The sequence below is a fragment of the Stenotrophomonas sp. Iso1 genome (assembly GCF_027497995.1).
Lineage (GTDB): Bacteria > Pseudomonadota > Gammaproteobacteria > Xanthomonadales > Xanthomonadaceae > Stenotrophomonas.
Map to the genome: position 1 here is coordinate 72,366 of NZ_JAODBT010000004.1, position 15,122 is coordinate 87,487.

The following is a 15,122-nucleotide window of genomic DNA, read 5'->3' on the forward strand; positions in this document are numbered from 1 at the left end:
CACTTACTTCACGTACCTGCTGCTGCCAGATCAAATTGCTCGAAGCTGATCGCTTCGATGCCAAGCCATTCGTTGATCGCTTCCATGCGCGATTGCAAGGGCTGCAGCTCCATCGCAGCCCACACCAACGCGGCTTCACGAATTGATCCAAAGCCACCACTGTTCTGCGGCACGATGCCGATCAACTGAGGTGGCACACGCAGCGAGGCCAGCATGTCATCGCGTGTCACGCTCTTGATGCCGTTGAATTCATCTTTGGCCGCCACCTCACTGACCGGGATCAACTGCACGCCATCCTTCTTGCCGCCCGGCGAATGCAAGAACAGGTTCTTGAAATTGCCCGGGCCACGAGCATCCTTCAGTGCTTCGCGCAAGCTGGTCACGTCCGCATCATTCACTTGTGGATCCGACAGGTACAGGATGAAACCCGCGTGTGAGCCGTTGGTGTAGTACTTGCGTCGGAACAGCGTGGCCGATTCATTGAGCAACGCCGACTGAATTGCGGGCATCCATTCGGGCAACCCGTAGACCTCCTGGTCGACATCCGCCTCACGCAGCTGGAACACACTTCCGGGCCTGAACTCATGTTCGGCCTGACCAGCTCGCACCTGAAAGAACTCACCATCCACGACACCCCGGCGCATGTACTGAGCCAACGGCACGTTGAGGCGCAATGCGCCGCCCGACAGCGCGTTCTGACGCTCGACGTAGGCCATGCCAAAGGTGAGGAAGTCCAAGGCCAGCTGGGCGAACTGAGAGCGCGACAGCAGACGGTTCGGCTTGAACGTGCGCACCAGCATGTTGCGCTTGAAGGTCAAGCCGCTTTGCAAGTACGGGTTCGACCGCGTGGTGCGGGACAGGCCGTGTAGATCCACCGGCGGCTCAAAGTAACGGCCATTGCGCCAGCATTCGAGGTAGTCCAGCAGCCCGCGCGAGTCGAGCACAGGCGTCGGCTCGCCAAACGTGAACGCCTCAAACTTGCCCGTGGGCGCCTGCGGGGCATCCTTGGCGGTATCGCTCATTAGTAAATCTCCATGGTGCTGCGGGCGGCGGCGGTGCCTTCCAGCGGTTCGTTCTGCAGCGCGTGCAACAACGCCCATGCCAGGTCAGCGTGCCCCGTGGTGCGGGTGCGGCCAGCCGTGTAGGTGATCTGCCGGCCACTGGCCGTGATCGTTTTATTGATTGCCATCAGCGACTGCGTGAGATCCGTCCAACCCGCGTCGTATTCCAATCGCTCGTTCTTGATCACGTCATACGCCTTAAGCACCAGCCGTGACTTCACTTCCGGGGAGTAACTGAAGGTGGTGAGGTTCGGGAAGAACTGCTTCACCAGCTGGGCCACGCCGGTGCCCATGCCCGTCGTGTCGATGCCGATATAGGTCACCCAGTACCGCTGCGTGATCTTCTGGATGAAAGCCGCCTGCGCGGCGAAGTCCATGCCCTTGAACTGATGGCGTTCGAGAACGCGAAATTTGCCGCCCTGCGTCTGCGGCGGTGCCACCACCACGATGCCGGCACTGTCGCCTGTCTCGGCCGGATCGTAGCCCACCCACACCGGCCAATCGCCATAGGGGCGTAGTGCAAAGGGCTTGTACTCCCCTTCCCACTCCACCCAGCTGTCCACCATGCAGGGCTGCAGCATGGTCAGTGGGAACACGCTGGCGCTGTCGTCCACGAACTCGCACATCAGCAGGTTGGCGAATTCCTCCGGGCTGTAGTCGCGCTTCAATTCCTCAATGTCGAACAGGTCGCAACCACGCCCAGCGGCATCGAGCACGGTCACAATCTGCCGCCACATGGCGTCCTCGCAGCGGCGACCACCGGCCAAACGCCCGTGGCTGACGTCCACGTTCAAGTGCTGCGACGTGGGCCGCCCCTTGTTGAAGCGCTCGCCCGTCCAGAAGTCGTAGGCCTCATGGGCCATCGTGGACGGCGTACTGAAGTACGTGCGGCGCCACTGCTTGTGCATGGCCATACCGCTGGCCACTTTGTTCAACTGGTTGAAACCATACGTCCAGAAGAATTCGTCGAAATAGAAGTTCCCGTGATAGCCCTGCGCCGTGCGCGCATTGGTGCCAAGGAAAAACATTTCGGCGCCGTTGCCCAAGGTAATCGGGTCACCGGTCAGGTCACGGTCGAGCACATCGCGGATGAAGCCGCGCATGTAGCCAAGGAAGATGTGCGCCTGGCTCTTGGATGCACTCAGGAAAATCTGATTTCGCCCTGTAGTCAGGGCATCGATCAGCGCTTCACGGGCGAAGTAGTAGGTGGCACCGATCTGGCGTGACTTCAGGATGACGCGGGTGCGCTCATTGCCGGCCCGATACCAATCCTTCTGGTAGTCGAAGCAGCCATCCAAGAACGCCTGCTGCAGCTTCTCCACTTCCTCTTCGCTGAAGCTGTTCTTGCGTGGCTTCTGCTTCGGGACGGAGTTACGGTTGGCAACCTTCGGATTCAGATCCTTTTCATTTCCGCCATCTTGGTAGCGTTGGATCCGCGCCTGCCGCTCAAGCTGCCGGTGCAGCAGGTCAATCTCTTTGAAGTCGCCGCCGGTCTTTCCATCCTTCATGATCAGCACGCACAAGCGCGCTTCCAGCGCTCCGCCAATGCGTTCGACGTTGTCCGCGCGATCCCATTCGTCGCGCGACTTCCAGCTGTGTATGGTGCGTTCCTTCTCGCCCGTGGCGTCGGCGATGTCGCACACACGCCAGCCCATCCAGTAAAGGAACTTGGCTTGTCGGCGGGGATCCATCTGCAGCTGGTCGGAAACGCTATTCATTGCAGCTAGGTTGAGCGGCCCGGCGCGCGCGCGACACGCAATCGCCCTGTAATCGCAGCGTTTACACGTCAACGTCGTTGATGGTCATTCGCGCCATGCCGAACATGAGACATCGCATCAACAACGATGCTCAACGGCAATTGCAGAGGGCGAGATGGCCACCAAAAAAGACAAGAAGTTCCGTTCCAAGTTCTTCCGCGTGGCCGTCGAAGGTGCCACCTGTGACGGTCGCAACATCGAGCGCCAGGACATCGAGGACATGGCCGCCACCTATGATCCGGTGGTCTACGGCGCTCGCATCTGGATGGAGCACATTCGCGGCATCCTTGCCGACAGCGCCTTCCGCGCCTACGGCGACGTGCTTGCTCTGAAGAGCGAGGAAGTGGACATCAACGGAAGCAAGAAGCTGGCGCTGTTCGCTCAGATCCAGCCGACTGATGACCTTATCAACATGGTCAACGTGCTGAAGCAGAAGATGTTCACCAGCATTGAGATTGCGCCGAAGTTTGCCGACAGCGGCAAGGCGTATCTGTGCGGCCTGGCCGTTACTGATTCGCCGGCCAGTTTGGGCACCGAGATGCTGACGTTCGCTGCGCAGCTGGACAAGAACCCGCTGAACGACCGCAAGCAGCAGCCCGAGAATCTGTTCTCTGCGGCAGCAGAAACCACCATTGAGTTCGAGGAAGTCGAACAACCGGCGCCGCGCCAGTCCAAATTCGCAAACCTGTTCAAGACGCTAGGAATCAAGCCCAAGCCGGAACCCGAGCCGAAAGAAGACGACGCACCGGACTTCGCCGCGTTCTGCACCCAGCTGGCCGAAACCGTAGATGCCCAAGATGAAGAAATCGAATCCCTTAAGCAGAAGGTGGCGCTGGGAGACGGCCGGCTCAAGGAATTCTGCACCCAGCTGGCGGCTCTGGCCAAGGTGCTGAACGAAACCCCGCAGAGCTACACCCAGCGCCCCGTGGTCACCGGCAAGAGCGGTGACGACGCCACCGACTGCTGATCGCAGCACACCCCACCCTTCAAGATTCAGGAGCATCTGATGCGTAGCGAAACCCGTGTGCTGTTCGATCAGTACACCCAACGACTTGCCAACCTCAACGGCGTGGCGGATCCGTCCAAGGCCTTCACCGTTACCCCCAACGTGCAGCAGACGATGGAAGGCCGGATTCAGGAGAGCAGCGCCTTTCTGTCGGCCATCAACGTCATCGGTGTGACTGACTTGCAGGGTCAGAAGATCGGCGTCGGCGTGGGCGGCACCATCGCCGGCCGCACCGATACGACCGGCGACGGCGAGCGCAAGCCCGGCAACCCGGTCACGCTGGACAGCAACGAGTACAAGTGCGTTCAGACCGACTTCGACACCGCGATGTACTACGCGCAGCTGGATGCCTGGGCACGTCAGAAGAACTTCCAGCCGTTGGTGCGCGATGCCATCGTGACCCGCCAAGCACTGGATCGCATCATGATCGGTTTCAACGGCACCAGCGTTGAGGCCACGACCAACCGCGCAGCGAATCCGCTGTTGCAGGACGTCAACAAGGGCTGGCTGCAGCACTATCGTGAGAAGGCTCCACAGCGCGTATTGACTGAGGGCAAGACGGCAGGCGTTGTGAAGATCGGCGGCGCCGATTCCGACTATGCCAACCTCGATGCCCTGGTCATGGACGCTGTGTCCACCATGATCGAGCCTTGGTATGCACGCGATCCGAACCTGGTCGTGATCCTCGGCCGTGAGCTGATTCACGACAAGTACTTCCCGATCATCAACAAAGACAACGCCCCGACGGAACAGCTGGCGGCCGATCTGGTGCTGGGTGCAAAACGCATCGGCGGATTGCAGCCGGTGGATGTCCCGTTCATGCCGCCCAACGCCATGATGATCACCAGCCTGAAGAATCTCTCGCTCTACTGGCAGATCGGTGGCCGCCGCCGTCACGTCGAAGAGGAGGCGAAGAAGAACCGCGTGGTCAACTACGAGTCGTCCAATGATGGCTATGTGGTCGAGGACTACGGTTTCGGCTGCGTGATTGAGAACATCAAGGTCGGGGGCTGAGGCCATGGCCGATAGCCCCGCCCGTCGTCACATGCAGCGCGTGCTGGCGGCGAAAGCCGCCGCCGGCAACGGTAGCAACCAACTGATGCCCGGCACCGGCATCTACGAACAGATGATGTTGCAGTTGGCATCGGATCGCGGCCGCCTGAAGCAGATCCAGTCCGGCGAGGGCAAGGCGCAGCTGAAGGTGCAGCTGTTGCCAGCCTACGACGCGTACATCGAGGGCGTGCTCGATGCCGGTCAAGGTGCCGCCGATGAAGTCGTCACCACGGTGATGCTGTGGAACATCGATGCCGGGCGCTACGCAGAGGGCATGCGTGTGGCCGAGTACGTGCTGCGGCACAACCTGGCCATGCCGGACCGCTTCGAGCGCACCACCGGCTGCGTAGTGGCCGAAGAAGTCGCCGAGGTCGCACTGAACGCCCTGCGTGCCGAGACAGAGTTCGATCCTGCCGTACTGGATCAGGCCATGATCATCACCGAAGGCCAGGACATGCCCGACCAGGTGCGCGCCAAGCTGCTGTTGGCCCGCTCGCGGTGGATCCTGAAAGCCATCGCCAAGGCCAGCGATGAACCGCAGGACGGTCAGCCGTTCGACCCGGCGCCACAACTCAACTTCGCAATTGAATCCCTGCGCCGTGCCATCCAGTTGCATGACGGATGCGGCGGCAAGAAGGATCTGGAAAGCGCCGAGCGCCTTCTGAAGAAACACATGGCCAGCCAGCTCACCGGCTGAGTCATTCACCGAGCGTCCCCGCAACCCCGCCGGCTCGGGGCTGATCCGAAAGAAATCTCTCCCTTTCGGTGACGCCCCGACCACCGGCGATTTATCGAGATCCTCATGAGCGGTTTGGTAGCCAACGCATCACCAGCGAAGCAGGAACCGGATGTGACATCGGGTGCGTTCTGGCCTGCCATCGTCATGCCCTCCCTACGGGCGGCGGTGCGGCTCACCGGCGATGTCACGAACGAGCGTCTGCGCGCGGCCGTGGTCGGTGCCGTGATTGCGGTCAACGACGAACTGGCAACGTGGAGCGAAGCCCAGCAAGACAAAGGCCACGCAACGATGGATGCCATTCCGTCGCCACTGATCGACGGCAACTCGCGCCTGGTGCAGCTCTACCTGCGGGCGGTCTATTGCGCCACCACCGTGGAACTGCACGAACGCTTCCGCTCCTACGACGCTACGGCACAGGGTAACCAACGCGCCGATGACCTGACGCCGACCATTGATGAAATGCGTAGGGATCTGCGTTACGCCATCAGCGACGTACTGGGCACGCGGCGCGTGACCGTGGAACTGATCTGATGCGTGTCTATGCGCAGCAGGGCGACACCATCGACGCCCTTTGCCACCGACACCTGGGCAGGACGGCCGGCATGGTCGAGCAGGTGCTCGAACTGAACTACGGCATCAGCTTGCACGGGCCAATCCTGCCCATGGGAACAGCGGTCGAACTTCCCGCTCCCTCACCCCTCACCAGCGGCGCCGTTGCGCGCCCCCTCCTTCAGCTTTGGGATTGACGATGACCGAACCAACCTCAACCGGCAGCATGGTCGCACTGGCAACCAGCGTGGGACTGGCATCGCTGCTGCCCGGCATCGACGGCGACGCCCTGATCGGCGCTTTCGCAGGCGCGACGCTCTTTGTCGTCTCGGCGAAGGATCTGACATTGTGGAAGCGCTTTGTGTATCTGGCCATCAGCGTTGTGGGCGGCTACCTCGGCGGTTCGGAGGTAATGCGCAAGCTGTCCCTTGAATCGTCCGGCCTCGCCGCCTTCTTCAGCGCGGCTTGCATCATCACGATCACGCTTGCGCTGATCGAGCGCAGCGCCGGAACCCGTTTCTTCGGTGGAGATCGCAATGGCTAACAACCTCCTGAACACCGCCACCTTCATTGCCAGCTTGGCGATCTGCATTCGCCTGCTGACCTACTGCCCCGTGCCGCACGCACGCCACCGCCCCGGCGTTGGTTGGTGCGCCTGGCTGCTGATCATCTGCACCGGCGGCCAAGCCCTGCATATCCTGCTGTTCGGATCGCGCACCACCGTCAGCATCTGGCAGCTGGGTGTGTTGCTTGTGCTGCTTGTTGTCACCTATCGCGCACGGGGAAACGTCGCGCGCCTGCTGCGAGTCGATTGACCATGCTTACTGCCATCCAGCTATCCCAGATCATGCAATGCCCACTGCCCCGAGCCCAGCGCTGGGTGGCACCGCTCAATGCTGCCATGCGTCGCTTCGGTATCAACACGCCCTTGCGCGTCGCTCACTTCCTCGCCCAGGTGGGCCACGAAAGCCTGAGTCTGTCGCGCGTAGAGGAATCTCTCAGCTACAGCCGCCCGCGCCTGGTGGAAGTGTTCGGCCACCGCATCGCCAGCACCGAAGCCGCGGCGTTTGTGCAGCAGCCGGCGAAACTCGGCAACCGCGTCTATGCCAACCGCAATGGCAACGGGAGCGAAGCCAGCGGCGACGGCTACCTCTACCGTGGACGTGGCCCCATGCAGCACACGGGACGCCGCAACTATCAGCGCATGGGGGAATTGATCGGTGAGCCGCTTGAACAGCAGCCAGCCCTCCTGATCGAGCCGGAGATCGGTGCCATGGCCGCTGCCGCCTTCTGGAAGGATGCAGGCCTCAACGCCTATGCAGACCGCCGCGACGTGCTGGCTGTGAGCCGTGTCATCAATCTGGGCAGCGCCAAGGCGCGCAGCACGCCCAATGGCATGGCCGACCGCACCGAGCGCACGCGCCGCGCTCTGCAGGTGCTGGGGGTGGCTGCCTGATGAACCGCATCATTGCCCTGTTGGTGCTGGTGTTGACCATCGGCAGCCTAGCCACGTGCCAACAGCAGCGCATCGGCCGCGCGAAAAAGGCATTGAACGAGGCCATCGCCATCAATGAAGACAACAAGGCCACGCTGGCCACTATCGAGCAGCAGTTACAGCTCGCTCGTTCTGAAACCAAGGTCGTGACCAAGTACGTGGATCGCGTGCAAGTCGTGCGTGAGCGCGGCGCGACCATCACAAAGGAAGTTCCTGTCTATGTCACTGCGCAAGCTGATGCTGCCTGTCCTGTTCCTGTTGGCTTCGTGCGCATCCACGACGCAGCCGCCCAAGGCACCGACCTGGCCGGATCCGCCGGAGATCCTGATGCGCCCGCCGCAGGAATTGCGCTCTCTACCGTCGCCGACACCGTCGCAGACAACTACACCGCCTGTCACGCCAACGCCGAACAGGTAGTCGGGCTGCAGGGCTACATCGCCGAGCTGCACGCTGCTATGCGTACCCAGCAGGAGGGCAAGCGGTGAAGAAGCCGGCCGCCCTGCGCGCGCACCTACTGGCTGCGTGTCCTGTATTGGAACAGAACCCCGACCGGTTGCTTGTGTTTGTCGACAAGGGCCACATCGCGGCCACCTACGCCCCAAGCCTGTCGTTCCAGTACCAGTACGAGCTGGAAATGATCGTGACGGACTTCGTCGGTGGCCCGGAAGCCATCATGGTGCCGCTGCTGCAGTGGCTTACCCGGCACCAACCCGAGTTGCTGGCCAACCCCGCTACGCGCGGGCAAATCGGCTTCGAGGCTGACGTGCTGGCCGGCGACCTGGTGGATCTGTCGCTGAAGCTGACATTGAGCGAGCGTGTCGTCCTCACGCGCGGTGACAATGGTGCTCTGGTGCTGGAATTCCCGCCGGAGCCGCTATTCGATGACGGCCACGGAGACATCCTTCGCGGCGGCGACATCGCCATCGACGGTGTGGTGGTAGGTCAACTACCGGCCATGAACGAATGACCGATGACCTGCAGCGCCTTGAGGATTGGGCGGGGCCGCTGCTGCGCCAGCTGCAGCCTGCCCAGCGCACACGACTGAGCCGCGCCATCGGTACCGCCCTGCGTCGCAGCCAGCAGAAGCGGATCGCCGCACAGCAGAATCCGGATGGCTCGCCCTACGCACCCCGGCGCCCGGCTACGCCGCGCCGTGCGAAGGCCGGCAGCATCAAGCGCCGCGCCATGTTCGCCAAGATCCGACAAGCCAAACACCTGCGGATCCGCGCCACGCCACAGGACGTGACCGTGGGCTTCATGGGCCGCGTGACACGCATCGCCCAGGTGCATCAAGAAGGCCGCACCGACAGCGTCAGCCGTGGCGGCCCGCGCGTCACCTACGCCCGCCGCGAGCTGTTGGGTTTCAGCGCCGCCGATGAGCAGTTGGTGCACGAGCTGATTCTCGATCATCTGGGCAATCAAACGCTGTAGGGCACCGTTCTACGGACTGCGCCAACGCACGCCACGCGCGCGCGATGCGAGCCTGCAGGTATCCCCTGATCAGGCCTCGCCGTGTCCACCTTTACCGCAGTCGATCTTTCAAAACTGCCCCTGCCCGACGTGTTCGAGCAGCTATCCTTCGAGGACATCTTCGGCGAGCGCGTGAGTACCTTCCGCCAGCTGATGCCCGACTTCGACGCCTTGGTCGAATCCGATCCGATCTACAAGCTGTTGCAGAACGGCGCTTACAACGAGCTGACGTTGCGTGCCCAATTCAACCAGCGCGCCAAAGCGCTATTCCTTGCCACGGCACAGGGCGCCGACCTGGACAACTTTGCCGTGCCCTTCGGCGTTCAACGGCAGCTTCTGGAAAAGGGAGACCCGCAGAGCGGCACCGCTGACGTTTACGAAGATGATGTCGCCTTTCGACGCCGCATCCAGTTGTCACCTGAAGGGCTTTCGGTTGCCGGCCCGGAGGGCGCCTACATCTTCCACACACTCGGCGCCGATGCGCGCGTAGTCGATGCCAGCGCAGCCAGCCCAGAGCCGGATGACATCAAGGCTCTGGTGATGCAGATCCTCGCCACGCACGGCGCGGCCGAAGCGCTGGTAGCGGCCATGACGGCGGCGCTTAACGCGGCCACGTGGCCGGGCAGCGTGATCGTGTCGGTGCTGACTCGCGAAGGCGACGGCGCCGCATCGCCCGAGGTGATTGCAGCGGTGACGTCTGCTCTGACCAGCGAAGACGTCCGCCCCCTGACCGACCACGTCACCGTAGCGTCGGCCCAGATCCTGCCCTATACCGTTGATGCCGACCTCTACACATTCGACGGCCCCGACGCGCAGGTCGTGATCAACGAGGCCCGACGCCGCCTCTCCGACTTCCAGCGCGAGGCGCACCGGCTGGGTCGCGATGTGCCGCTCTCGGCCATCTACGCCACCCTGCACGCCGAAGGTGTCCAGCGCGTGGTGCTGCGTGCGCCAGCGGCGTCCGTCGTCGTCAATCGAACGCAGGCGGCTTTTTGCACAAGCGTGGTGATCAACCACGCGGGCACCGATGAGTAGTCCGCCTTCTCTGCTTCCCCCGAATGCTTCGGCATTGGAACGGGCCGTGGCAGCGGCAGAGGCGCGGATTCTGCGCATGGTCATGCTCCATGCACTGCTGAAGGATCCATACCGCTGTCCCGAAAAATTCCTTCCATGGCTGGCGTGGGAGCTTTCCCTCGACACGTGGGACAGCGCGTGGCCGCTTCATATCAAACGCCAGCGCATCGCCAGCGCCATCGATATTCAGCGCCACAAGGGCACTGCCGGCAGCGTCCGTGACGTCATCGAATCCTTCGGCGGCAGCGTGGTCATCCGCGAGTGGTGGGAAATACAACCGCACGGGCCGCCACACAGCTTCGAACTGTTGCTGATCCTCTCAGGCCGCCCTGGCGTTCAAGCGTCTGCGAAGTACGTCGAGGACGTTATTGCCGAAGTGAACCGCACCAAGCCGGTGCGTTCCTATTTCACATTCACGCAGGGCGCCGAGTTCGAGGGCCAGATCGGCCTAGTCGGCGCGATTCGTCCGGCTGTCTATCGCCGCCTGCAACTGACCACTGAGGTTTGACCTGATGCGTGTGGTATTCACCCCCGAGGGCCGCGCCGAGATCATCAACGCGCAGAACACCGGCACCAAGTCGGTGCTGGTGACGCAGATCGGCGTGACTGAGCAAGCCTTTGTCCCCAACCCCGAAGGCGGCTATCTGACGCTTCCGGGCGAACGTAAGCGTCTGACCACGTTCGCCGGCTCGGCCGTCGCTAGCGATGTCATCCATGTGAGCATGCGCGACGACAGCGACGACAAATACAGCCTGTATGGGATCGGACTGTACTTGGACACGGGCACCCTGCTGTGCGTCTACTCCCAGCCCGACGTCATCTTGGAGAAGTCCCCCCAAGCGATGATGCTGCTGGCAGTTGACATGATGCTGACCGACATCGACGCGGCATCCATCGTGTTCGGTAGTACCGAGTTCCTAAACCCGCCCGCCACCACTGAGGTGCAGGGCGTCGTGGAGCTGGCCACCGATGCCGAGGCCATCACCGGTAAGGACACGTGGCGCGCACTGACGGCGAGCAATCTGCTGGCTGTGCTTAATGAACGATTCGGCATCGGCGCCCCTACTGCCTTCGCAAAAAAGATTCTGGCAGCCGCCACGGCAGCAGCAGTGCGGAACCTCCTCGAACTCAAGGGTGCGGCGCTGGTCGACACCGGCCATGGCAACAACCTCGACGCCGACCTGCTCGATGGCCGGCACGGGGAGCACTACCTCGACTGGCGCAATTTCTCCAACGTTCCGCGCACCTTCTTCATGCCCGGCCAGGTCGTGTTGCTGGCCAACATCACAGCGCCAATCGGCCTGCTGCCATGCGACGGTCGGGAGGTACTTCGCAACGACTATCCGGCGCTGTTTGCCGCCATTGGAACGCGCTACGGCGGAGGCAACGGTACCACCACGTTCAATCTTCCAAACGTCGAAGCCGACACCGTTCCCGTCCACACCAGTGATGTCGCCAAAGTAGGCCAACGGACTGTCGGTGCGGTTATCTCTCACAACCATAGCGCCAGTTCAGCGGGGGCAGGTACTCATGCCCACGGGTCCAGTAGCGCGGAATCAGGATGGCATGACCATGTTGCATCGAGTGGCGCCGGCGGCGGTCATGCTCACGGCGCCTCAGCCTCCGCTGTCGCCGACCATACCCACAGCGCGTGGACGGATGCACAGGGCAACCACGCCCATTCCGGTAACACGTCAGGCGACGGTGCCCACGCACACACCCTGGGTAGCTTCATCGCGCGCTACCAGTTCGGCAGCTCTTTGGGCTTACATGAGAACAACACTGGGAGCGTCGGCACCAACTCGACCGGACACCACGCGCATACGCTCACTACGAATACGACAGGCAACCACTCACACAACATCGGCATGAATGGCGCGGGCGGTCACAGCCATACGATCTCGGTCGCAGCGGCACCGGCTCATTCCCATCCGGTTTCCGTTAACTACAACGGCGTGCATGTCCACGCGATCACTGTTCACGCTGTCGGTGACCACGCCCATGCCATCACCGTTAACGCCAATGGTGGAGCAGCGAACCTCCCCGCCGGCATTCGCATGCGCTACTTCATCGCGTTCTAAGGAATCCCCCATGACACAAGAAACTGCGATCACGACCGCGCATTCCTTTGACCCTGTCACACGCGAGTACGTGTTGCCCGTCAAGGTCTACAGCGACGGCAACGGCGGCTGGTTGCTGCCGGATAACACCGTGCTCGCCAAACCCAAACGCGCCACGGTTGAACTCGAAGCGTTGCGGTTGAACGCAACTGGCAAGGCGTGGGAGATCGTGCCCGACTACCGCCGCCGGATGCTCTGGGACAAGGCCACCGCTGCAGTCGCTGCAAATGATCTGCAACTCGGCCAAGTGCCCGCTGCCGGCGCAACACACCTGCCACCCCTTCCGATCCCCACAGGGGCGCCACAGCGCAACGCCTGGAATGCGCGCAACGGCTCATGGGGGCTGGTGCCGGACTACAGCGCAATCCAGCTCTACGAGAAAGCCAGCGGGCAACACGCCGCACCGTTGGAGGCCGGCACCGCCCTGCCGCCGCACCTGACAGACATCGCGCCGCCCCGGGATCAGCCCGGCCCATGGGTGTTCGTGGATGCAGACGGCATGTGGATCCTTGCCCCTGCCCCAGCAGAACCGGATCCCACGCCCATCCACGGCGAGGCCGACGCGTGAGCCAGCGACGGGAACTGCCGGCAGAGGTATCTAACCTGATCCGCACCGGCAGCGTGACGGCCTTGCAGACCAGCCCGCCGCGCGTGCGGGTACGCACCGGTGAGATAGAGACGGATTGGCTCCGCTGGGGCGAGCGGCGCGCCGGCGCCAATGCCAAGACCTGGTCGCCCCCTTCCGTCGGCGAACAGGTCGTTCTGCTGTGCCCTGAAGGTGACATCGGGCAAGCCATCGCCGTGTGTAGTCTCTACAGCGATTCCCAGCCAGCGCCGGCTGACGTGGCAACCGTCGAACGCACGGTGTACGGCGATGGATCCGTGGTCGAATTCGATGTCGCAACGTCCACGCTGACCGTCAATGTGGGCCAAGGGCGCGTTGTGGTGAACTGCGACGCGGCCACCGTCACCGCCGCTTCGACTGTCGAACTGGATACGCCGCAGGTGCATTGCACGGGCAAGGTCAGCATCACCGAAGAAGCCACCATCGAGTCAGCTGCAAGCGGTGTGTTCCGTAGCCAAGACGGAAAGACAGTAACCGTGGTTAAAGGCATCGTGACCAAGATTCAGTAAGCACTGCTTTTACAGGCCAAAGGCAGTGGCGCAAGGCGCATCACCGCCGACCATGAAGGCATGGAACATGCCTTGACCATCTTCGCCGCAGCTGCGCGCGCATCCACCAACGGTGATGCGCCGTGATTGGCATGGACGTGCGCACCGGCAAGCGAATCGACGGCGAGGCCCACCTCGCCCAGTCCATCGCCGACATCCTCACCACGCCCATCGGCTCGCGCATCGAGCGCCGCGATTACGGTTCGCTGATTCCCGAGCTGATCGACCAGCCGTTCAATGCGATGACAAAGCTGCGCCTGTTCGGTGCGGCTGCAACGGCATTGATGCGTTGGGAGCCGCGCATCCAAGTCACACGCCTCTCGCTTCCCGGTGCCGACGTCAACGGCGCCGCTGAGCTGGTCATCGAAGGCCGACTGACGCAAGGCGGCGTCGCCGGCCCTGCCCGCATCACCGTCCCCCTGCGCGCAAGCGCCCACTGAATCAGGAGCAATCCCCGATGGACATCTACCATCACGGCGTCCGCGTCATCGAGATCAACGGCGGCGCACGCCCCATTCGCACGGTGGCCACCGCCGTCGTCGGCGCTGTCGTAACGGCCGATGACGCAGACGAGGCTGCATTCCCGCTCAATACCCAAGTTCTGCTGACGGACGTGGTGGGCGCTATCTCCAAGGCAGGCACCAAGGGCACCCTGGCCGGCGTACTGAAAGCCATTTCCGATCAGGCCAATCCCCCGACCGTGATCGTGCGTGTGGCCGAAGGTGCCGATCCGGCCGAGACGATCAGCAACGTCATCGGGACCATCGAGGACGGCAAGCGCACCGGCCTGCAGGCGCTACTCGCAGCCGAAGCGGTGTTGGGCGTCAAGCCGCGCATCATCGTGGCCCCGGGATTGGATTCGGAAGAAGTCACGGTCGCGTTGGGAGCGGTTGCGAAGAAGCTGCGCGCCATCAGCTATGCCGGTGTGGGCGCGGCCAAGTCGATTGCCGAAATGATCGTCTACCGCAAGAAGTTCGGTGACCGTGAGTTGATGCTGATCTACCCGGACTTCCTCGCGTGGGATATCACAGCCAACGCCAGTACGGTCACGTTCGCCACCGCCCGTGCAGCAGGCCTACGCGCGAAGATCGATCAGGAACAGGGCTGGCACAAGTCCATCTCGAACGTCCCCGTCCTGGGCGTGTCGGGCATCAGCGCCGACGTGCATTGGGATCTGCAGGATCCGGATACCGACGCCGGCCTGCTCAATGCCAACCAGATCACCACGCTGATTAGCTCCAAGGGTTACCGCTTCTGGGGATCGCGCACCTGCAGCGAGGATCCGTTGTTCGAGTTCGAGACGGCCACCCGTACTGCGCAGATCCTTGCTGACACCATTGCCGAGGCAATGATGACCTATACGGATAAGCCGCTGCACCCGTCGATTGTCAAAGACATCTTGGAGTCGATCAACGCCAAGTTCCGCGAGCTGAAGGCCGGCGGATACGTCATTGATGCCACCGCTTGGTACGACGAAAGCGCCAACAGCAATACGCAGCTGGCAGATGGCAAGTTGGCCATCGATTACGACTACACCCCGGTGCCGCCGCTGGAAAACCTCACGCTGCGTCAGCGCATCACCAACCGCTACTTCTCCGACTTCGCCTCGCGCGTCGGCGCCTAAA

Annotated in this window: 20 protein-coding genes; 18 read left to right on the top strand and 2 right to left on the bottom strand. The window is 62.5% G+C overall.

The annotated features are described in order from the left end of the window. Positions 1 to 8: 8 nt before the first annotated feature. Complete coding sequence (locus PAN08_RS15395; RefSeq protein ID WP_269792395.1) at positions 9 to 1,022, bottom strand: phage portal protein; 1,014 nt, start codon at positions 1,020 to 1,022, stop codon at positions 9 to 11. Continuing rightward, positions 1,022 to 2,779: a terminase ATPase subunit family protein gene (locus PAN08_RS15400; RefSeq protein ID WP_269792396.1), complete on the bottom strand. Its 1,758-nt coding sequence runs from the start codon at positions 2,777 to 2,779 to the stop codon at positions 1,022 to 1,024. Before PAN08_RS15400 ends, PAN08_RS15395 begins: the two co-directional genes overlap by 1 nt. A gap of 154 nt (positions 2,780 to 2,933) precedes the next feature. On the opposite strand from PAN08_RS15400, the gene PAN08_RS15405 reads away from it, so the two are divergent. From PAN08_RS15405 to PAN08_RS15490, 18 genes are all read left to right on the top strand, one after another. Further along, complete coding sequence (locus PAN08_RS15405; RefSeq protein ID WP_269792397.1) at positions 2,934 to 3,785, top strand: GPO family capsid scaffolding protein; 852 nt, start codon at positions 2,934 to 2,936, stop codon at positions 3,783 to 3,785. Between the two features lie 39 nt (positions 3,786 to 3,824). After that, complete coding sequence (locus tag PAN08_RS15410) at positions 3,825 to 4,838, top strand: phage major capsid protein, P2 family (RefSeq protein ID WP_269792398.1); 1,014 nt, start codon at positions 3,825 to 3,827, stop codon at positions 4,836 to 4,838. 4 nt (positions 4,839 to 4,842) lie between these two features. Further along, on the top strand, positions 4,843 to 5,574 hold the full coding sequence (gene gpM, locus PAN08_RS15415) for a phage terminase small subunit (protein ID WP_269792399.1): 732 nt from the start codon (positions 4,843 to 4,845) through the stop codon (positions 5,572 to 5,574). A 105-nt stretch (positions 5,575 to 5,679) separates the two neighbouring features. Next, positions 5,680 to 6,147, top strand: a complete 468-nt coding sequence (locus PAN08_RS15420) for a head completion/stabilization protein (RefSeq protein WP_269792400.1) — start codon at positions 5,680 to 5,682, stop codon at positions 6,145 to 6,147. Beyond that, the gene (locus PAN08_RS15425; RefSeq protein ID WP_269792401.1) at positions 6,147 to 6,362 is read left to right on the top strand and encodes a tail protein X; all 216 of its coding nucleotides are present in this window, start codon (positions 6,147 to 6,149) and stop codon (positions 6,360 to 6,362) included. Before PAN08_RS15420 ends, PAN08_RS15425 begins: the two co-directional genes overlap by 1 nt. Before the next feature lie 2 nt (positions 6,363 to 6,364). Next, positions 6,365 to 6,709 carry a putative holin gene (locus tag PAN08_RS15430; protein WP_269792402.1) on the top strand — a complete coding sequence of 115 codons (345 nt, stop codon included), beginning with the start codon at positions 6,365 to 6,367 and terminating at the stop codon, positions 6,707 to 6,709. Further along, positions 6,702 to 6,980: a phage holin family protein gene (locus PAN08_RS15435; protein ID WP_269792403.1), complete on the top strand. Its 279-nt coding sequence runs from the start codon at positions 6,702 to 6,704 to the stop codon at positions 6,978 to 6,980. The genes PAN08_RS15430 and PAN08_RS15435 overlap by 8 nt, the downstream gene beginning before the upstream one ends. Before the next feature lie 2 nt (positions 6,981 to 6,982). Beyond that, positions 6,983 to 7,621 carry a glycoside hydrolase family 19 protein gene (locus PAN08_RS15440; protein WP_269792404.1) on the top strand — a complete coding sequence of 213 codons (639 nt, stop codon included), beginning with the start codon at positions 6,983 to 6,985 and terminating at the stop codon, positions 7,619 to 7,621. After that, the gene (locus PAN08_RS15445; RefSeq protein WP_332840112.1) at positions 7,621 to 8,145 is read left to right on the top strand and encodes a hypothetical protein; all 525 of its coding nucleotides are present in this window, start codon (positions 7,621 to 7,623) and stop codon (positions 8,143 to 8,145) included. Before PAN08_RS15440 ends, PAN08_RS15445 begins: the two co-directional genes overlap by 1 nt. Further along, positions 8,142 to 8,627 (top strand): phage tail protein, encoded by a 486-nt coding sequence (locus PAN08_RS15450; protein WP_269792405.1) that lies wholly within the window; start codon positions 8,142 to 8,144, stop codon positions 8,625 to 8,627. The genes PAN08_RS15445 and PAN08_RS15450 overlap by 4 nt, the downstream gene beginning before the upstream one ends. Then, positions 8,624 to 9,091 (top strand): phage virion morphogenesis protein, encoded by a 468-nt coding sequence (locus PAN08_RS15455; RefSeq protein ID WP_269792406.1) that lies wholly within the window; start codon positions 8,624 to 8,626, stop codon positions 9,089 to 9,091. The genes PAN08_RS15450 and PAN08_RS15455 overlap by 4 nt, the downstream gene beginning before the upstream one ends. An 81-nt stretch (positions 9,092 to 9,172) precedes the next feature. Next, positions 9,173 to 10,165, top strand: a complete 993-nt coding sequence (locus PAN08_RS15460; protein ID WP_269792407.1) for a baseplate J/gp47 family protein — start codon at positions 9,173 to 9,175, stop codon at positions 10,163 to 10,165. Then, the gene (locus tag PAN08_RS15465; RefSeq protein WP_269792408.1) at positions 10,158 to 10,712 is read left to right on the top strand and encodes a phage tail protein I; all 555 of its coding nucleotides are present in this window, start codon (positions 10,158 to 10,160) and stop codon (positions 10,710 to 10,712) included. Before PAN08_RS15460 ends, PAN08_RS15465 begins: the two co-directional genes overlap by 8 nt. A gap of 4 nt (positions 10,713 to 10,716) precedes the next feature. Next, a complete protein-coding gene (locus tag PAN08_RS15470; protein WP_269792409.1) occupies positions 10,717 to 12,285 on the top strand; it encodes a phage tail protein in 1,569 nt (522 codons plus the stop codon). 10 nt (positions 12,286 to 12,295) lie between these two features. After that, positions 12,296 to 12,892 (top strand): hypothetical protein, encoded by a 597-nt coding sequence (locus tag PAN08_RS15475; protein ID WP_269792410.1) that lies wholly within the window; start codon positions 12,296 to 12,298, stop codon positions 12,890 to 12,892. After that, a complete protein-coding gene (locus PAN08_RS15480) occupies positions 12,889 to 13,458 on the top strand; it encodes a phage baseplate assembly protein V (protein ID WP_269792411.1) in 570 nt (189 codons plus the stop codon). The genes PAN08_RS15475 and PAN08_RS15480 overlap by 4 nt, the downstream gene beginning before the upstream one ends. A gap of 122 nt (positions 13,459 to 13,580) precedes the next feature. Further along, entirely contained in the window at positions 13,581 to 13,937 is a 357-nt protein-coding gene (locus PAN08_RS15485) for a GPW/gp25 family protein (RefSeq protein ID WP_269792412.1), read from the top strand. Between the two features lie 17 nt (positions 13,938 to 13,954). Continuing rightward, positions 13,955 to 15,121 (top strand): phage tail sheath protein, encoded by a 1,167-nt coding sequence (locus tag PAN08_RS15490; protein ID WP_269792413.1) that lies wholly within the window; start codon positions 13,955 to 13,957, stop codon positions 15,119 to 15,121. Position 15,122 lies beyond the last annotated feature (1 nt).